The organism is Stieleria mannarensis, assembly GCF_014154935.1.
Classification (GTDB): domain Bacteria; phylum Planctomycetota; class Planctomycetia; order Pirellulales; family Pirellulaceae; genus Stieleria; species Stieleria mannarensis.
In genome coordinates, this window is record NZ_JACEHH010000072.1 from 1 (window position 1) to 19,384 (window position 19,384).

At 58.5% G+C, this 19,384-nt stretch carries 16 protein-coding genes; 10 read left to right on the forward strand and 6 right to left on the reverse strand.

Annotated elements, in window-relative coordinates; genetic code table 11:
* The 7 genes from H1B37_RS33475 to H1B37_RS29965 form a co-directional block, all read left to right on the forward strand.
* Positions 1 to 275: hypothetical protein (locus tag H1B37_RS33475; protein WP_220498444.1), on the forward strand; the 275-nt coding region annotated here is incomplete at its 5' end.
* A gap of 640 nt (positions 276 to 915) precedes the next feature.
* Entirely contained in the window at positions 916 to 2,799 is a 1,884-nt protein-coding gene (locus H1B37_RS29940; RefSeq protein ID WP_286178360.1) for a potassium/proton antiporter, read from the forward strand.
* A gap of 166 nt (positions 2,800 to 2,965) precedes the next feature.
* Entirely contained in the window at positions 2,966 to 3,787 is an 822-nt protein-coding gene (locus H1B37_RS29945; protein WP_182870963.1) for a hypothetical protein, read from the forward strand.
* 243 nt (positions 3,788 to 4,030) lie between these two features.
* Positions 4,031 to 5,473 (forward strand): sulfatase family protein, encoded by a 1,443-nt coding sequence (locus H1B37_RS29950; protein WP_182870964.1) that lies wholly within the window; start codon positions 4,031 to 4,033, stop codon positions 5,471 to 5,473.
* Positions 5,474 to 5,660: 187 nt separating this feature from the next.
* On the forward strand, positions 5,661 to 6,332 hold the full coding sequence (locus tag H1B37_RS29955) for a CatB-related O-acetyltransferase (RefSeq protein WP_286178363.1): 672 nt from the start codon (positions 5,661 to 5,663) through the stop codon (positions 6,330 to 6,332).
* Complete coding sequence (locus tag H1B37_RS29960) at positions 6,329 to 6,664, forward strand: methyltransferase domain-containing protein (protein ID WP_182870966.1); 336 nt, start codon at positions 6,329 to 6,331, stop codon at positions 6,662 to 6,664. The genes H1B37_RS29955 and H1B37_RS29960 overlap by 4 nt, the downstream gene beginning before the upstream one ends.
* A gap of 53 nt (positions 6,665 to 6,717) precedes the next feature.
* On the forward strand, positions 6,718 to 6,909 hold the full coding sequence (locus tag H1B37_RS29965) for a hypothetical protein (protein WP_182870967.1): 192 nt from the start codon (positions 6,718 to 6,720) through the stop codon (positions 6,907 to 6,909).
* A 262-nt stretch (positions 6,910 to 7,171) separates the two neighbouring features.
* Here H1B37_RS29965 and H1B37_RS29970 read toward each other — a convergent pair whose 3' ends face one another.
* From H1B37_RS29970 to H1B37_RS29980, 3 genes are all read right to left on the reverse strand, one after another.
* Positions 7,172 to 7,489 (reverse strand): winged helix-turn-helix domain-containing protein, encoded by a 318-nt coding sequence (locus H1B37_RS29970; protein ID WP_182870968.1) that lies wholly within the window; start codon positions 7,487 to 7,489, stop codon positions 7,172 to 7,174.
* Between the two features lie 277 nt (positions 7,490 to 7,766).
* Positions 7,767 to 12,377: a WD40 repeat domain-containing serine/threonine protein kinase gene (locus H1B37_RS29975; protein ID WP_182870969.1), complete on the reverse strand. Its 4,611-nt coding sequence runs from the start codon at positions 12,375 to 12,377 to the stop codon at positions 7,767 to 7,769.
* Positions 12,378 to 12,509: 132 nt separating this feature from the next.
* Positions 12,510 to 13,142, reverse strand: coding sequence for an RNA polymerase sigma factor (locus tag H1B37_RS29980; protein ID WP_182870970.1), 633 nt, complete (start codon positions 13,140 to 13,142; stop codon positions 12,510 to 12,512).
* Between the two features lie 168 nt (positions 13,143 to 13,310).
* Here H1B37_RS29980 and H1B37_RS29985 point away from each other — a divergent pair, with 168 nt between their 5' ends.
* Both H1B37_RS29985 and H1B37_RS29990 read left to right on the forward strand, forming a co-directional pair.
* Entirely contained in the window at positions 13,311 to 13,697 is a 387-nt protein-coding gene (locus H1B37_RS29985) for a tellurite resistance TerB family protein (RefSeq protein ID WP_182870971.1), read from the forward strand.
* A gap of 435 nt (positions 13,698 to 14,132) precedes the next feature.
* Positions 14,133 to 15,113 (forward strand): universal stress protein, encoded by a 981-nt coding sequence (locus H1B37_RS29990; RefSeq protein WP_182870972.1) that lies wholly within the window; start codon positions 14,133 to 14,135, stop codon positions 15,111 to 15,113.
* Positions 15,114 to 15,155: 42 nt separating this feature from the next.
* Here the strand turns inward: H1B37_RS29990 and H1B37_RS29995 are convergent, their stop codons facing one another.
* Positions 15,156 to 15,656: a CBS domain-containing protein gene (locus H1B37_RS29995; protein ID WP_286178364.1), complete on the reverse strand. Its 501-nt coding sequence runs from the start codon at positions 15,654 to 15,656 to the stop codon at positions 15,156 to 15,158.
* Between the two features lie 317 nt (positions 15,657 to 15,973).
* Here H1B37_RS29995 and H1B37_RS30000 point away from each other — a divergent pair, with 317 nt between their 5' ends.
* Positions 15,974 to 16,378, forward strand: coding sequence for an FKBP-type peptidyl-prolyl cis-trans isomerase (locus H1B37_RS30000; RefSeq protein WP_286178368.1), 405 nt, complete (start codon positions 15,974 to 15,976; stop codon positions 16,376 to 16,378).
* A 116-nt stretch (positions 16,379 to 16,494) separates the two neighbouring features.
* Here the strand turns inward: H1B37_RS30000 and H1B37_RS30005 are convergent, their stop codons facing one another.
* Positions 16,495 to 18,516: a dipeptidyl-peptidase 3 family protein gene (locus H1B37_RS30005; protein WP_182870974.1), complete on the reverse strand. Its 2,022-nt coding sequence runs from the start codon at positions 18,514 to 18,516 to the stop codon at positions 16,495 to 16,497.
* 239 nt (positions 18,517 to 18,755) lie between these two features.
* On the reverse strand, positions 18,756 to 19,220 hold the full coding sequence (locus H1B37_RS30010) for a RidA family protein (protein WP_182870975.1): 465 nt from the start codon (positions 19,218 to 19,220) through the stop codon (positions 18,756 to 18,758).
* Positions 19,221 to 19,384: the final 164 nt, after the last annotated feature.

Sequence of the window (19,384 nt, forward strand, 5' to 3'; positions counted from 1 at the left end):
TCTGGCCCATTTCACAAGAAAAAATCCAAACACGTTCTTCACAGCGAAAACACCCGTGTTTCATGCAAGCAAACGCTACCAAAAACCTCCCAGACTACCCAGGCCACCACTGCGTGGGAAGCGTCGCCGGGGTGAAGGAGAAGAAGCCGCCGAACGGATGGTCGATTCCGGTGCGTCATTGGAGCAGGTGTGTTGCAGCAGCGGTGTCGCAGACACAGCGGGCTGAATGTGGACAACGGCTGATCCTTGATGAGCTGATCCCCGGGAAACGGTGAAGGATATGGGTGCGGATTGCGGGCGATACAATGCGATGCGGCGGTTAAGTCGGGCAGCTGAATCGATTGAATTTCCGAGTCCTTTTTCAGTCAGACATACAGAGAGAAAGATCGATGCCACGCTTCCCGCTGATCCATGAGACCGATGCGCCGGACGAGGTGGTGGAGGTTTATCACGCGTTCCGGCGCGAGATGCGATCTTCCCGATCAGACGCGCGACATTCTCCGATTCGCCATCAAGTGCGGTGCCACGCCGGAAAGATTAGGCAACGATGATTTCGGCAGTCTGACCCAACATGGCCTCGACAACGGACAGATACTGGAAGTGATCGCTGCCGCGGCGATGGCGGTCTACGCGACGATCATTGCCGACGCGACGATATTGGATGTTGATGCCATGTTTGCGGACATGTAGCGTTTGTTCGCGATGTCGCAATTTGGGCGGACGATTGGCGCAGGGCACGTCTGCGGTAGAAAGAGCCGCATGATTCGGGGCCGATGATGTTCCAGATCCCATCGGGTCTCCGATCACACTGCCCGCAATCGTTCTGCGACCGCCCACGGATCGGTACATTGGGAAGATGAGGGAATGTCGTCCCTGTGTTTGCTCCGCCAATGAATCTCACGGCAGGATGTGACGTTGTTGTTAAGTATCGAATCATTGATCCTGTTCACCGGGATTCTGCTTCTGTTGGGCATCGCGTCGAACCAGTTTTCGACGCGGATGGGCGTGCCGGTCTTGTTTTTATTCCTGGTGGTCGGGATGCTGGCCGGCTCGGAGGGGATCGGCGGGATCGAGTTCGAGGATTATTCTGCGGCCAACACGATCGGCACGATCGCGCTATGCTTGATCCTGTTTGATGGAGGGCTTCGCACGACGCTGGGCGCCGTGCGAACGGCCTGGAAGCCGGCTGCGTTGCTGGCGACGCTCGGCGTCGTGGTGACGGCGGCGATCACGGGTTTGGCCGCGTCGTGGATTCTGCAGATCACTCTGCTGCAGGGACTGTTGATCGGCAGCATCGTCGGTTCGACCGATGCTTCGGCGGTGTTCTCCATCCTCCGTTCCGGCGGCGTTAACATTCGGCGACGGCTGGCCGACACGCTGGAAGTGGAGAGTGGATCGAACGATCCGATGGCGATTTTCCTGACGGTCGGCTTGATCCAGGTGCTCACGGGCGCCGTTCCAATCGGATCGGGGTTGTTGATGTTGTTCCTGACACAGCTTGTCTTTGGGGCCATCGTCGGGTTGCTTGTCGGCTACGTCGGCATTTGGATTCTGCAGCACATTCGATTGGGCGCTGCCGGTTTGTACCCCGTGCTGGCGACCGCGTTGGCCTTGCTCGCCTTCGGTCTTGCCGCGGTTTTCGGCGGCAGTGGGTTTCTGGCGGTCTATCTGACCGGCATCGTGATCGGCAACCGACGTCCGATCTTTCACCGAGGCATCTTGTTGTTTCATGACGCGGCGGCGTGGATCTGCCAAATCCTGATGTTCATGACACTGGGACTGTTGAGTTTTCCCAGCCGTCTGTTGGACGCGGCGGGACCGGCACTGTTGATCTCGGCCGTGTTGATTCTGGTCGCGCGTCCGATCGCCGTTTTCGCGTTGGTGTCGTTCTTCAAGTTCCCCAAGCGCGAAGTGTTGTTTCTGTCGTTGGTGGGCTTGAAAGGGGCCGTCCCGATTACGCTGGCGACGTTTCCGATGTTGGCCGGGCTGCCGATCGCGTCGCAGATGTTCGACACGGTGTTTTTTGTCGTCCTGGTCTCGGCCCTGATTCAAGGTTGGCCGCTGCCGCTGGTGGCGCGCTGGCTGAAGGTGAACGAGGCGGCCAAGCGACCACCGCCGGTCACACTGGAAATCAGCACGCTGCAGAACGTCAACGGAGACATCGTCGACTACTACGTCGACAGTGGATGCCTGGCGGCCGGCCGGATGATCAAGGAACTGGCTTTGCCCGACGGGGTCGTGGTGGCATTGATTGTCCGCAACGAGGAGATCACTCCGCCCCAGGGCCGTTCTCGAATCGAGGTTGGTGACCACATCGTTGTGATCCTTCGACCGGCCGTTCGGGCCATGGTGGACCGTGTGTTTTCGCATCGCCAGCAAACGCCGGCGGCACTGCCTGCATCCTTGGAGTTTCCGCTGCGGGGCTCGACCAAAGTCGGTGCGATCGAAGAGTGCTACGACGTGAAACTTGGCGAATCGCCCGAGATGACTGTCGATGAACTGATGCGTTCACGCCTGGCCGGGCAGGCGCTCGTCACAGGCATGGCCGTGCCATTTGATCAGATCGTCTTGTACATCCGCGAAGTCAGCGAAGACGGATCGATTCAGTTTGCCGGAATGGTGATTTTGCCGGTCGAAGAGACCCCGTGGCTGGATAAAGAATTAGCAGAAGGGCCAGACACTCAAGATCCCGCTGATCCGATGCTCCCGGTTGGAAACACCGATTCAGCGGAAGAAAGGCCTCCAACGGTCGATCCCCAAGAACCGCCGCAAGCTGATCAACCAAATGAGTCGACGTAAGTGGGGGCAGAATGATACGGGGCAGAATGATGGGAGGCAGCATGATTGCGTTCTTCATGATTCTGCCATCCTGCCCAATCCAAACGGGTGCCAGCAATCGGGAAACACTTCTGGTACACTCTAGACGTAGTGTCGTAGTTTTCGCTTGCTTTACCGAGGAGTCAACATGCGCTGGGAATTCGCTGTCGCCCTGCTGTCGTGGTGTCTGGTTTCGCCGCATGTCCATGCGGACGATGACAACGTGATCCAGTTCTGGCTGGATGTGGCCGAAGAGACGGCCGATAAGCAGACGATTTCGCTGCTTGATGATCAGCAACAAGTCTTCGAGCTTCACAAGCCCGCCGTGTTTCGGCACACCCAACCGATCCGTGGTGACGACATCGGCTCGATGTTTGTCTGGAAAACAACGACGGGACGGCCGGTCGCGATCGGTGTCTTTTTTTCCTGGTCGCAGGGACGCCACCGTTGGGTGATGGAGGAGTTTCATTCGCTGCATGACCAAGGGATTCAAAAGCAGATGCCCGATCATGTGACGTGGCGTTGCCCGAAACCCGGATTGGATTGGGCCCCCTTTCCGGATGCGCCGCCCGCAGTCGGCTCGACCTCTCGGAAACGGCTGCAGGCAAAACAACTTGCCAATCAGGTCGAGGCGTACACGGAAAAGACACCGGGCGAACGGGTCGTGTTGCGCGCCGTGCCCAAACCGATTTACGAGTACGAAGATGTCGAAGCGGGAGTCGTTTTCGGTGCAATCATGGCCTTTTGTCAAGGAACCGATACCGAGCTGTTGCTATTGGTGGAAGCCAGAAAACAGGGAGACAATGTCGCGTGGCATTACGCGCCGGCCTCGTTCACCGACTACGGGTTGAATCTTCAGTTGCCCGATGGGACGAGATGGACCAGCCGGAAAGGACAGATCCGCGAAAACGGTCAGCCGCATTACTGGAATTTTGTCGAGCAACGCGCGAAGCCGGACTTCGAGAAATAGCCGGTTCGCGGTGATGGCAGGGGGAAAGCGAAGAAAGGAAGGCAGAATGATTCGGGGCAGAATGATGCGTCGGATCCGGCTGGAATGCTTTACCGGTCCGCTACTGTTCGTTTTCCTTTATTTTGCCCCGCATCATTCTGCCATCTCTTTCAGATAGAATCTGGATTCATTTGGGAGTCACCGTCGGTCCTGTTGTCGCGCCCCCCCCATCCAATCCAAACACTTCGCAAGATTCAGTCAACGATGTTTCGTCTCTACGTCCACTTCGTCATCGCGATTGCATGGGGGGCGTTGTCGTTCGCAACGGCCGCCCAGACGCAAACCCCCAACATCGTGATCCTCTTTGCCGACGACTTGGGATATGGCGACGTCAGCTGTTACGGGGCGACGAAGATCCACACGCCGAATATCGATCGCTTGGCCGGTGAAGGCATGAAGTTCACCGATGCCCATTCCGCCGCTTCGCTGTGTTCGCCGTCGCGATACGGGTTGCTGACCGGACGGGCTCCGTGGCGGCTCCACCGCAAGGGCAACGGGTATCGACTCGATCCGGGGCAAATGACCCTGGCAGCCTTTCTCGGTGACTCGGGCTACACCTCCGCTGCGATCGGAAAGTGGCATTTGGGATACAGCAAGGACTGGAACCGGCTGCCGATCACGGGACCGTTGGAAGTCGGGTTTGACTACCACTTCGGTGTCCCGTCCAATCACAACGATTCAACGCGGGCGTTCATCGAGAATCATGATTTGGTGGGTCGCCAGCGGGGCGTCGATTACCGGATCGTCAAAGGACGCGACTTTCCCGAGGGCTTGGCCGAACCGCGTGTCGAAGACCAGGTCGACAGCACACTGACCGAGAAAGCGGTCGAATTTATTCGCCGCCATTCCGACCAACCGTTCTTTTTGTATTTCACCCCCTGTGCTCCACACACCCATGTGACTCCGGCCGCGGAGTTTCGCGGCACGAGCCAAGCCGGGTTGTTCGGCGACCACGTCCAAGAACTTGACTCCCACGTCGGGGAGATCCTCGACGTGCTGGAGGAATTGAGCTTGGCGGAAGACACGCTCGTGATCTTCACCAGCGACAACGGTTCGACGCCGAAGGATTTCAGGGGCACGCAGGGCATCCATCTGAACCTTGCCGATGACTCTGGCGATATCCGCACAAAATTCAAGACGGCGAAAGCGGACGCGAAGAAGCTGGGGCATGTGACCAACGGGCCGTGGCGAGATGGCAAAGGGTATGCGTACGAGGGCGGACACCGTGTCCCGTTGATTGCCCGCTGGCCGGGGAAGATTGCCGCCGGCAGCGAATCGGCATGCACGACGACATTGACAGATCTATTCGCCACCGCCGCCGACGTCGTCGATCGCGAGTTGCCCCCTGATGCAGCGGAAGACTCGTTCAGTCTGTTGCCGCTGATGACCGGCAAGGAAAACGAAATCGCCGGTCGCGACGCAATCTTTATTCTCGGCAACGGCAAAGACAGCGCCGTCGCGGTGTGCACCGGAAAATGGAAACTGATCGTTCGTTACGGCAGCGAACAAGACCGCGGGCACGAACTATATGACCTGTCCCAAGATCCCGGCGAAACCAACAACGTCGCCGACGAGTTCCCTGAGATCACCAAACGACTGGTTGCGGAATTCCAGAAAGCCGAAGCGGCGGGGCGAACACGTCACTGATCGCGGTGTCTTGAACCGGCGGATGCCATGTTGACCACGGAAGGGAGTAGGCAGAATGATACGGGGCGGAATAATGTTCAAGGCCCGGCCCGCCCCTCCATCATTCTGCCTTCCCATCATTTTGCCAACCTTCCCGAATCGAACCGGAGTGCTTAAATCGTTGCTTGATCCCACAAAAAAGTACCCGATGGTCCTACCCGACGGAACGGTCATCAAAACGGTCGTTCATCTCAACCAAGTCATCGAACACCCTCGCATCTCCATCGGTGATTTCACCTACTTCGGTCACCTGGAAGAACTCGAAGACTACGCCGGCTACCTCGCACCGTTCCTGTTTCCGCTCAGCGGCGAGCGGTTGCTGATCGGAAAGTTTTGTCAGATCGCTCACGGCGTGCGATTCATCACCAGTTCGGCCAACCACAGCATGCGAGGTTTCTCGACGTATCCGTTTGCCAACTTCATGATGAATGAAGCGACCACGGCGGATGACATGAAGGCATTGTTTGACGTTCCCGGCGGGAAAGGCGACACGGTGATCGGCAACGACGTGTGGATCGGCACCGAGGCGGTGGTGATGCCGGGGGTGACCGTCGGCGACGGCGCGATCCTCGGCGCCCGGGCTGTGGTGGCCCGCGACGTACCGCCCTACACCGTGGTCGCGGGCAACCCGGCCAAGCCGGTCAGGAAGCGATTTGACGACCACGTCACACGGGCGCTGCTTGAGCTCCGCTGGTGGGATTGGCCGATCGAAGCTATCGAAGCGAATATCGATGCCATCTCCGGTGCCGACATCGAGACCCTGAAACGCGTCGGTGATCGTATTGACGCCGCTACGAAGACTGATTCAGGCCTGTCATGAAATACGCGAATGACGAGCTTACCACGCAGCTTTTTATGGACGCCGGGATCGGTTCTGGCATGCGTGTGTTGGACGTGGGGTTTGGACATGGTGAGGTCACGCGATTGGTGGCGTCCTTGGTCGGTGAGACCGGATCGGTGATCGGTATCGACAAGAACGAATCGGCAATCGCAACGGCATCGTCGCGTCTGCAGGAACTGCTCTTGTCAATGGAACCGTTTTGCTCGGAAGCCATGCCACTGCACGGATCCGTGCAGCAATGGATTCGAAACACCGTCGCCTATGAAGGCGCCAATCTGCAAATGGGCTTGGATCTTTATCGCGTGTCGTAAAAGCAGGGCTGGTTGATATTCGCGTCAGGGCGGCCGCAGATGTGCAGACACCGATGCAACCGTCCAACTTGGCGACGGTCGTCCGCGCGATCCTGCCCCGCATTTTGGCAAGCGGAGTGACGACGGAGGAGGAGGTCGACATAGCGACGCTGCAACAACGCTTGGATGCGGAACGCTACGAAACCAACGCTTCCTACGTCGGCGAATTAAAATTCGCGGCGTTCGCACGTCCCCCGCCGCGCTGAACCGATGCGTCTAATCGAGTTTGGCCCCGCGACGTGCCTCGCCATTGACGGAGTTCGCTGATAGGTCAGCTGCACGAAGCCACACTCATAAGTCGTTGTGTTTCGATGGGTCAGCTGAACGTCATCGCCCAACGGTCCGAACAGGGGAATGCCTTCGCCCAGCAGAACGGGGTGGGCAGTTTCTGGGAACCGCGGGTGGTTTCAGGTCGTCGGCGAGTCTCGCGATGGCCCGGAAGGGCCATCGTACGTTGAGAACGTTTTTTTACTGCAGCGTCACTTTGGTGGTTCGGCCCGACTGGACGAAACGGAGTTTGTTTTCGCGGGCCAGCCAACCGACTGCGGCGGTCACGAGGTCTCCGGGCGCTTCGACGCTCTTTTTGACCTTCGTTAGGGTCTGTTCGCCGCCGCTTTCGAGCGTCTGCCAGACCTCTCCGGCGACCAGACCGATTTCGGAGTTGTCGAAAGATCGCTTGGGTGGAGCCGGTTTCTTGGCGGCACCGTTGGACTTCTTCGCCGCCCCGTTGGCCTGCACCTTGGTCGGCTTTGCATCGGGCGTTGCCGCCGCTTTCTTCTTTGCCATCGATACGTCCCTTTTCAGGTAATGATCGTAAGTTGGGGACCGCGCACGCCCCCATTTTGCAAACCCGCAAACGGTCACACAACCTCTCGGTCCGCCCTCTCACCAGATCGTGACAGCGCTGCGATCGAAACACTGCGTCAATCTGACGCGGCTGAGGGCCGCCCGTTCCCCGTGTTCGCGGTGATCGGCGGTCAGATTGCCGCAATCGGAGGGCCAAAGGACTTGCCGGCAGCGAGAAAAAATGTGGGGGACGTGCAATGACGAGATTCGCCGGTCCCTAAATCGACTGCAAATCCAGCAGCACGCAGCAGGAACCGCCGTCGGATTGGCGGTGGCGTTTGCCTGTGACCAGCAGGTAACGGCCATCATCGGACGCAGAAAGTTGGCGGATGACAGCCCGCGGCAGCCGCCCAATGGTTCGGGATTTGCCGTTGAGGGACCATCCCGTGACGTCGCCCTGGTCGTTACCGCTGACGATCAACCGATGCGATTGCAGATAGACAAACGCGGTGATCCCGCCCGAAAGCGTCGCGAGGGTTTTCGAACGATCCGTGTCGTCGAGCTGGACGATGCGAAGCTGATTTGAATCCGTCTCGAAACAGCACAGCGTCTGATCATCGATCCAGGCGAACGTGCCGGCGTGGGGCAATTCCGCCGCGGGCTCGAGTGCCTTGGAGAAGACGGTGGTGTGATCGTTGAGCATACTGACGGCAAGATGCGATCCGCTTGGATTAAAAGCGATCCGTTCCGGCACCCCCAACAAGAGTGTCGGAGGATACGCAATTTGTTCATTGACGAGATCCCACATCTCGATCCGCCTGGCTTGGAACGCGACCGCCAACTGGTTTCCATCCGGATGGGCGGCGAGCGCATTGGGCTGGAATTTGACGTCCAGCGGGGCGAGGCGACGCGAGGCGATTTCGATCACATCGACATGCTTGTTGGGTCGGCCGATGATCAACGACGAACCGTCAGACGCAAACGTCAGGCAACGAACTTCACCCCCGGCGGGAAAGTCCAGCAGTTTCTGGCCGGCGGTCTCCAACAGGTAAAGGTTGTCGGCACGCAGTGGGGTAAACGCGCAGCGATCGCCGGAACGGCTGATTGCCGATGCGTTGATGTTGAACCATTCCTTGGGTAGTTCGCTGCGCGCGAGGTCAAACACGATCGACACGCCTGGTCCGGTTTGCGTTTTCAACAAATCCGATTCAACGATCTGGCGAAGCGGATTCTGCTTGCTGGTCGCAAGTAGCATCGATTCGTAAACGGCCAACCAATGATCGACCACGTTGGTCGGATTGAATTGCGTCTTGCTTTGCAGCAACGACAACCGTTTGACACTCTCGTTTCGCTCCCCCGCGGTCTGTTTGCCCTGCAATTCCCGCAACCACTCGACCCACCACAGCGTGCAGTATTGTTCCAGCGTGGTGTCATCCACATCCGACATCAACGTCCGCAACAGGGCCTCGGCGTCATTGACATGCCCCATCCGAAGATTCCACAACGCGAGCACGTATTGGCAGTACCAGTCGTCGGAGTGCCGTTCCGCAAGCGTTTGCACGTCGCCGAAATGAACGGTGTAGACGTGATCGGAAAGATTGTGTGCTAGCAGAAGACGAAAGACGAACGCTGAATTGGGATCCTCACGATCCAGATGTTGCAATACCTGATTGTCCCCCTGGGCGAGTTCCAGGCAGTATTCACGGAGCAGGCTGTGGTTCTCCGTGACCGCCGCCGCGTATCGATCGAGTGCGTGGTAAACCGGATGCTCGGCGTTCAAGACTGCGGCGCGTTGAAAGTCGGCAAACGCTTCGCGCTGGCGGCGCATTCGCGTAAAAACGGTGCCCCGCTGGAAATACAGTTCGGCGCTCTTGGGAAACGCGATCAGCCGCTTTGTGATCTGGTGGATCTGGTCGTCCAGATTGACGAATGCCGGTTGTTGACCGGCGACCCAGAACTTCAGATTCTCCAGCGGGGCCAGCCGATGCCGTAGTTGGGGCATCATCCACCGCAGTTCCAAAACGGTGTCCACGTCGGTTGCCTTCGCGGCAGATTCCGTATCGAGCAGCGGCGTGAACTGGCGATCGCCCATTTGTGCTTTCATCAAGGATCGGCGGGCCAGATCAAGTTGACCGTTACTGGCCAGCAGCATCGTCCACCAATACTCGTGCAGCCATTGGCGGAGCTCGGATTTGGTTTGCTGTCCGGCGGCCGCTTGATGGTCCAACGCGAGTGCCAGTCGTCCCTGGCGGAATCGGACCAGAGCCAGGCAATGATGGCGTTGCCAGTCGTTCCAGCGTTCGCCTTGAATGCGTTCCGAAGCGGTTTCGGACACCGCCTGATCCCAAGGACGATCGTGGCTGAGAGCGAGGATTTGGAGGATAGAAACCCGATCCGTCAGCGACAGATCGGCCTCGCTTTGCAGGGTTTGTTCAAGCTCGCTCCGATAACGATCGGCCAGTAGCCGGTGTTGTGCATCGTCACGTCCGGAAATCATCAATCCGAGCACAACGCGGCAACGAAGCGACCAGTCGGCCTCGTACACTCGTTGTCCCTGCTCATACGCGGATTCTGCTTCCGCGTACCGCGCGCCCATCAAACGATCGATCACCCGGCTCGCCCACGCAGCTTTGGCCTTGGGATCGGCGGCGTTTTGTGCTTGTGTCTGGACTTGCGATTCCCCGGGCGTCGATGGCCTCGTTCGTTCGGACGCCAGTGTCGGCGATGCGTCGTCGTGGAGGCGATTTTCCTGCGATGCACGTGTTTGACTTGACTCTGGCTGCGACGGCTGAGAGCGAGCCACATTGTCGGCGAGTTCGGAAGACAACCGCTGGTCGACTTGATCGAGGAGAACCACCAGTTCGATCCAGTCGAACCAATTGTGTGGCAGCGTCGTGCGGGAACCGGCACTGATTTGCGATTGCATTTGCTTGGCATTCTCCAAGGCATTCCGTGCTTCGCTGCTCCTGCCCAATTCTTCCAGAATCAACGCCGACCAAGCGGTATCAACGGCACGGTGGAGCAGCAGGCTGGGAGAGACACGCCGAGCCTGGCCGAACGCGGCGAGGGCGTCGTTGAAACGCCCCAGTCGATACAGCACCATCATTTCAGAGTGCGGGTACCGCCAGTCCTTCGGTCGCTGTTTGGCTTCGGCGGTGATCGCAGCCAGCATCGCCGGCAGATCACCGGGGGGATCGGGAAATAGGCAGCAGATCCGCGGAATCGTGTTCGTGCCTTCACCCGTCTGATCCCAGCGTTTGGCGATCCAATCTCGCTGCCGGTCGTAGGTTTGACGGGCCGTCGCTTTTTCGGCATGGCTGCCATAGGCCGCGATCATCGCAGCCAACGCATGATTCCAACCTTGGTCGGGTGCTCGATCGATCAGTTGTTGTGCAAGCGTCGCGGCCCGCTCGGTGTCGCCGCTGCGGATCGCATGAATCACGTCTGCTTCGGCAACAATGTTCTCTGCTGGCGAGACGCTGACTTGATCGGCGTCCTTGGGCGATTGACTCTGTTGGCTGACCGGAGCATTGTCGTCGAACCACCAAACCACAACTACGACGACGAGGGCGATGGCCGCCGCAACGGTAACGTATCGGATGAACGTCGTTTTTGGTTTTGCCGAATCCGGACGATCGAGCTGGACGACTGATTGTCGGTTCTGAGTCCACGAAATCTCGTCGAAGTTTGCCAGGTCGGCGGACAGCATGCCCGGATTGTTCTTACACGACTCGGCGAGTCTCACCAGATTTCCCTGTGTTGAAAACCGCTGCAGTTGATTCGCAACACTGACGGCGCTGTCGGGACGTTGCTGTGGCATTGTCGACAGCAAACGTCCGATCAGGGCGACAAGCGATTCGGGAACATCGTCGCGGATCGCGTTGATTTCGCTTTCCAATTCATTGAGATTGACCGCTGCTTTGTCGGATCGCAGTTTTGGATGTGCCGCCCACGGGGTCCGTCCGGTCAAGAGCTGAAGCAGTGTGGCGCCCAATCCATATAGATCCGATCGCTCGTTGACCGGTGTGTTGCTTGTGAATTGCTCGGGTGCCATGTAGTCCGGCGTGCCGACAAAGTCTCCGGCGTGGGTCAGGCCATCCGGTACAGCGGAACCACTGGCGGTTGTCGTCTCGATTGATCCGGCCAAGCCGAGGTCCAGCAGTTTGACGGTCCCGTCGGTCGTCAACATCAGATTCGACGGCTTGACGTCGCGATGTAAGATCCCATTGTCATGCGCATGCTGTAATCCGAGCGCCGCTTGGCGGGTGATTTCACATGCATCGGCAACCTCCAGCGGTCCACGCTCGCGGACGATCCGCCCCAGATCCGCCCCCTCGACCAGTTCCATCACCAGGAAGTGAATCCCGTCAACGCTGCCGGCGTCAGAGGCACTGATCAGATTGGGGTGGTTCACTTTTCCGGCGGCCAGCATTTCGCGTCGAAAGCGGGCGACCGAGTGTTCGGAGCGGAGTTTTGATTCGGGCAGGATCTTGACCGCGAATGCCTTGCCGAGATGCAGGTGTTGGGCCAGGTAGACGGTTCCCATGCCTCCCTGGCCGATCCTTTTCAGTAATCGATAATCGCGCAAGCGAGTTCCCGCGGCGACCGCAGAGTCTTCGGTGGGTGCGGTTTCGCAGGCACCGGATCGCGCCGTCGAAATCTCATTTCGCAATCGTCGGAATTCGGGTTCTTCAAGATAGCGTCGGCAATTGCATTGCTCCTGAAGCTCCGCCAGCAGACCATCGTGATTTCTCTCCAGTGTCGCGGTCAACGATTCACAGTGGGAACAGGTATCCAAATGGCTGCAAATCTCACGCGCCGTGTCTTCATCGACGACGCCTGCAAGAAAGGCATCGAGACGCTGTTGAGTGGGGCAAGGGGTTGGCATCAGATCGATTCCGTGGACTGGTGGCGAAGGTCGGGCAGGTGGCCATCAGAACAACACGAGAGCGCAACGCGCCACTGCCCCAGGACCACGTCCGCATCCCCGCAACCTGTTGCCCGGAAACAAGTTATCTCTCTACAGCGATCCTCCCAATTCCGTTCGCAGCCGCTTGGTCACACGGTATTTGGCTTGCCGTACCGCCGCCGGTCGCATCCCCAGGTCCTCGCCTACGTCGATCGCACGGTGCCCCTCGATGACCATCCGGTGGAAGCACTGCCATGTAGAATCGTCAAAGTCATCGCGCACGAGATCGAGAATTTTCTCAAGCGGCGAGTGCGGCCCCGATGTCCCGTCGTCCGAACGATGAATCGCTGACAATGAGGGTTCGTCCAGGGTATCGGGTTCGTCCAACAGCCGTCGCTGAATCGAGCTGCCGCCGAGTGCACGCGGGCCCCGCAACGTCCGCTGCAGATAATTGCGCACCAAGTTCTTCGTGATGACGAACAACCAGCCTCGGAAACTGCCGCCCTCACTTCGCCGGGAAAACCTGCCGATCGAGCGATCGACTGCCTGAAACACTTGCTGGGAGACGTCCAGGGCGTCGGCCGGTTGCAATTCACACTTGCGGCACCAAACATAGACCAGTGGCGAATACCGATCGAAAAACTGTTCCCATGCCGTGGCGTCATTCGCGCGAATGCCCTCTAGCAATCCATCATCGGTCGATCCTGGACTGACGAATACGCTGCCGGACGAAAGGGATGTCATACAGCTGGCCCCGGTTGGCGTATCGAAGAGAGAACGGGGAAATCGCGGTGCCCGTCATGCAGTATAAGGCAGAATGATTCGGGGCAGAATGATGTTTTCGGTACTGTCCGACTAACGGTGAGCTAGATTCCGATGGAAACCCGTCTCGAATCGCGCGAGGATCGATCTGTGCCCCATCTGAATCAACTGAAGTCCGAACTGCTGAGCGACGGCGTCATCAGTCCCAACGAAGTGGCACGAATCCGGCGGCACATCGAACAGGACGGCGCTCTGGACTTTGACGATGTGGCGTTTCTGGTCGAAGTGCTCGGCGAAGCCAGCGAGGTGTGTCCGGAATTCGACGAGTTGTTTTTGCCGCTGATGCGACATGTTCTGCTCAAGGACGGCAAAATTGATTTGGACGAGCAAGCCGTCCTGGTCGACATGCTGACCGCGGGCGAATCGATCCGCCCGTCGGAATTGAAATTGCTGCGCGATCTGCAAATCGAAGCGACCGAAACGACGCCGGGTTTCGAGAAGTTGTGCCAAGCGGTGATGGCGATCCCCGCCAACTGACCGATCACCACCATCGTTCCGCATCGAATCAACCCCCGTCCCCTTTTCGTCGCGATGGCGGAGTGAGAGAGGGGTCAAGGACACGACCGTGGAGTTCCGTAGGGGATTGGGGGTTACAAATGCGGTGATCGCAAGCCGGCAATTTGTCTTCATCAGACGTTTAGGGCCTAGTATGCCGCCTCGCCTCAACATTCCGATAGACGGTCGTGGTCGACTGTCACACCTGGTTTGTATTGTCGCGCTCCTGGCCTGGTCGCATGTGCCGATTCGCACACTGGAAGGTATTTGAATGGAGCGCGAGCGGCGTCGCGATCTGCCGGTTGGCATCATCCCGCGCTTGGGAACGCTCAATCCTGTCCCACTCCGATGATGGTACATCGTTTGCATCTACGCGGTTGACGAGCGATTAAACACGTTGATTTCGAGGGCCCAGAGATGGAACGCTTCAAAAAGTTGTTGGTGTACACGGGGACGGAGGAACCCGAGAGTGCGATCGCCCGCGCGGTGGTTTTGGCGATGGAAAACGGCGCGTCGTTGACGTTGATGGACGTGATCAAGCCGATCCCAAAGATTTTGCGTCTGTTCAAGGGCGATGCCACTCCCGATGAATTGCAGCGGCTGTTGATCGACGACCATCGCGCCAAGCTGCAGGATCTGGTCAGCGAATTCGACGAGTCGGAGGTCAACATCGACATCGTGGTCACCGTCGGCGACCCGGCGATGGAAGTGATCCGCGAGGTGATGCGCAACGAACACGATCTGGTGATCAAGGCGGCCGACGGTTTTCGCGGTGCCGGGCGAGTGGTCGGAAGCGTGGCCCGCGCGCTGCTGCGGATGTGCCCCTGCGCGATGCTGTTACTCAAGCCTCAGGTGCATGGCGATTTTGATCAAGTGTTGGCCGCCATCGATGTCGACCGGCAAGACACGCCACACAAGAAGCTCAATGAAGCGATCGCCGATTTGTCGCTGGAGATCGCGCGCAGCGATGATGCGACACTGCACTGGGTCAGCGCTTGGGAAATGCCGCTGGAAGTGCCGTTCGAATTACCCTTGGAATCTCCGCTGCAACCCTCGATTGCCGAAGGCCAAATGGACGACGTGTTTTCGATCCACGCGGAAAACATCCGCACCCACCTCGGCGAGCTTTGGGGGGCGGCGGGCGTCACAGACGTGTCGCCAGAAATCCACGTCCGACGCGGACCGGCCGCCGAGATGATTTCGGAGATGGTCGAGGAGGTGCAAGCGGACCTGTTGGTGATGGGAACCGTCTGCCGCACCGGTATCGCGGGCCTGCTGATCGGCAACACCGCCGAATCGGTTCTGGCGGGCGTCTCCTGCAGCGTGTTGGCACTCAAACCGCCGGGGTTCGTTTGCCCGGTGGGCGGGGAAATCGTCGAGTCGCACGTTGCAACGTGAGGAGTGAAGGATCGACAGGCTGGAAGCCTGTCCCACCTTTTTTTAGGCGTCGGCGGCGAGGCGGACGAAGTCCATCGAGGAGAGGATGCCCAACAGCTTCATGTCTTTGCCGACAACGGGCAGATGATGGAGCTGGTGTTCGACCATCACTTTCGCGGCGGTCTTGAGCGTGTCCTCCTGTTTGACTTTGAACATCACGCCCGACATCACACTGGCGATTTCATCGGTCCCCAAGGTTTCGCGGATCATGTCCGCCACCAGAAAGCTGTTGTCATAGATCGCCAAGTCGCTGTCGAGCGTTCGTTCGGCATCTTGAACCAACCGGACCAGGTCGCTCATCGTCACGATGCCCCGGAGGTAATGGCCGTCGTCGACAACCGGCAACGCGGACACGTGATGCTCGGTCATCAAATCGACGGCGTCGTGAACGGTTTGATAGTCATGGATGGTCACCGGGTGCCGCTGCATGACGTTTTGCACCTGGACGGGCAAATGGCTGTTGGTCGTCGTCATCGAGTTCTCCTCCGGCGTGGAACGGATCAATTGGTCACTCCGGCCGTGCCGGTCGGTCACCGCCAGCGGCCCATCGAAATTGAGACAAATTCACTCAGCAAACGGTATGCCGGTTTCGGCTACAATTTCAACTCTCGGGGGTTCTTCCGATCGCGACGGTCGCGTTCGGCGGCCCCTCTTTCCTCTGACAGATAGCCTCGATGAAACAATCCGTTATGGTTGGAAGTCCGCTGATCATTGCATTGCTGCTGGCATCTCCCTCTTGGGGCCAGGGCAGCGCGATCGGAGGCGTTTTAAATACTGCGGACAAACTGCAGCAAGATGTCCAAAAGAAACAAGGAAAAAGCATGACCGGACCGGCCGACAAATTGGAGAAAGTCTCACCGGGCAAAGTGGATTCGGACGCCCCCGACGAGTTCACCAAGACAGACTCGGGGCTTCAATATCGGATCTTGCGAAAGAGCGACAAGAAGAAACCGAAAGCGACCGACAGCGTGGTCGCCCACTACAAGGGTTGGCTGGATTCGAAGCAGATCTTTGACAGTTCCTACCGTCGAGGCCAACCGATCCCGTTTCCGCTCAACCGCGTCATCGCCGGCTGGACCGAAGGCCTGCAATTGATCGGTGAAGGCGGGATGATCGAATTGGACATCCCCCATGAACTCGGTTATGGAGAACGCGGCACGCCCGGCGGCCCGATTCCTCCACGGGCCCGGCTTCACTTTTTGGTCGAGCTTGTCGAGATCAAGTGAGTTTGACGTCGTTTCGTCCAGCGGGGGGCAATCGTAGCTACCTTCGCCAGAAGGTGGCCCCGTCGTGCTTTCCACGCTCTGGCGAGCGTAGCTACGTGGCTGTCGTGCTATATAGCTTAGCGCGACCGTGCCCCGGACCACTTCAACATTTGCGTTTCCAGGTCTTGGGGGTAGCTGATCGTGACGTCGGTGATTTCGCCTTGGGCGTTGGTCACGGGCGTCAGTTCGGGTTGGACGAAACCGGTGTAGGCGGGTTGGTTCAAGTCGGCGTAGCGACGCAATACTTCGTCCCGCAGGGCGACGTTGATGTTGATCGCGTAATCCTTCATCAACCGCTCGGCCGAAGGCCGGTCGCCTTCGGATTTGATCCGTTGCACTTCGGCCAACAACTCTCCGACGCCCCGGTGCCAAGCGTCGACGTCTGCGACTCGGAAATAAGTCTTACCGTCCCGCACGTCGACTTTGATGGCGTCGGTGTTGGCGGCCAACCAACTGACGATCATCTGCCGATTCCGCATGTGGTCTTCTTCGATCGTCGTGCCGGACTTGATCCGCCGCAGCTGGGTCATCACGTTGCGGGTGTAGGCCTCGTAGGCGGCCAACTGCATCTCCTGCAGGTCCGCTTCGTTTTCGACCAGTCCCAATTCGATCAATTTGGGATTGCCGATGAAATACAATGCGACCAGATCGGCGCGGCCTTCTTCCAGGGCGCTGTAATATTCCTTGATGGAGACGGCCGGGTCGATGCCTTCGTTGACTTGACCGGAGGCATGGCCGATGACCTCGTGCATGTTGACCTCCAGCGCCAGCGCGGTGGATTTCCATTTGTCGGCTCGCTGGAATTCCGCATCGTCGTAACAGAATTCCGCTCGTGCCGACGGGGTGCTCGCTTTTTCATAGGCTTCCATGACGTTGCTGAGCGAAACGGATTTGCTGCCGTAGCGTTGGCGGATGGTCGCATCGTTGGGCAAGTTGATCCCGATCGGCGTGACGGGGCCGGAATCGCCGGTTTCCATCACCACCTGGATGGCTTTGGCGGAGATCCCTTTGACGTTGTTTTTGCGAAAGTGCTTGGCATAGGGCATGTGGTCTTCGAACCACTGCGCGTTGTCGGCGAAATTTCGAATCATGTCCATCTTGATCGGGTCGTTGAAGTACACCGCGGCCTCCCAGGATCCCTTCATGCCTCGGGCGTCCATGTAGACTTCGATAAAGCCGTTGATGGTGTCGACCGGACTGTCTTTGTCGGCGACCCAGGCGATGTTGTATCCGTAGAAATCGGCCGCTTCGCCGGTCCGGTAGTAATGAATCAAGGCCCCCAGTGCACGCGCCATTTCGGGCGTGGCGAAGGGGATGGCGGCTTCAAGGTGGGTGATGATGTTTTCGATTTTCTGGGCGTACATGCCGGCCGGGACCAGATGATCCAGACCGCTACGATAGACGCGTTCGACCAGTTTTCCGTCGTCGTCCTTGGCCAGTTGAGAATTGAGCGGATAGTGTTCGTTGAACCCTTCCAAGTCCGCCATGGTGACGTCGTCGTACAGGTTGTTGGCGCTGGCGGTCAGGATGTCGATGCCTTCGCCCGGCGATTTTTGCGTGACATGCGTTTCGAATTCGGGGTCCAGCAGGACAGGGCGAATCCGGTCGATCAACGTCGACAGCGCGTCCCCGTCGGCGGGCATCGTGGCACCGTTGTTGACGGCTTGTCGGACCGCATCGTCAAACGCTTCGGCGGAGCATTCCAGCAGGTTTTTCTGGGCCGTGAGGGCGCTATGCGGGCCGTTGTTGACCCAGAACAGTTTCATGTACTTTCGAATCGCGGCGATCGTCGCTTCGTCGATCCCCTCGGGGTGCGTCAATATGGCTTCCAGCACACCGCGGATGTCGAGCGAATGGCGATAACGCTGGTCGATGTAAATGTCGCGGCCGGCGATCGCGGCCTGAGACAGGTGATAGATCAGCGTTTTTTCCCGCAACGACAGCTGGTCAAACCCGTCCACATACAGTTGGACGATCGCAACATCGTCGACACGGTCCAGCAGATACTTGCGTTGGTCCGGCGACGCGTCTTGGGCGGTAAGATTGCCGCTGCAAACGAGCGACGCGGCGAAGAGCAGACAATAGAAGACGGGACGCATCGGATATCCTTGAATACAGTGACGTTGAACAACAGTGACGTTGAACTCGGAGGGGGGACCTGTATGCGGTCGCGACAAACGCCGGCGGATTCAATACGGAAATGGCTAACTGGACAGTGCCACTTTCTACAGAACGCGTCGTGAATCAGCCTGCCAACGTAGCTACCTTCGGCAGAAGGTGGATCCCGGCGCATTCCACGCTCTGGCGAGCGTCGCTACGTCATAGTGGGGTTGTCCTGCTAGGCGTCGACTTCGAAGATGGCTTCGATTTCGACGGCGATCTTGCCGGGCAAGCTGTTGGTGCCGATGGCACTGCGGGCGCCGACGCCGTTTTCTTCGCCGAACACGTCACGGAACAGTTCGCTGCAGCCGTTGATCACGGCGGGGGAATCGGGAAAGCCCTCGATGCACTGGACCAGCCCGAGCAATTTGATCACGCGTTTGACCTTGTCCAGCGATCCGAAGTGGCTTTGCAGGGTCGCCAACATGGCCAGTCCGGTTTGGCGGGCGGCGTCATAGCCGGCTTCGACATCCAGGTCCAACCCCAGTCGCCCGGTCGTCAGCGTTCCGTTGGCCTTCAGAGGGCCATGGCCGGAAACGTAGGCCAGTCCATCGACCACGACGACGGGTTTGTAAACGCCGGCCGGTTTGGGTGCCGGTGGTAGTTCGAGACCGAGTTCTTCGATACGTTTTTGGTAGGACATGGTTTGGCGGGGTTGGAAGCATCGGGATGGAAAGCCAAAGTGTGTCACGATGTCAGTCGTCTTTCAACCAGCCATTGTTCCCAGCCCCAAATGCAACGACGGTTGCGACGGTATTCCAACACCCGCTTGTTTTTCGGTGGGCCAGAGAGTCGCCGCCCTCTCCG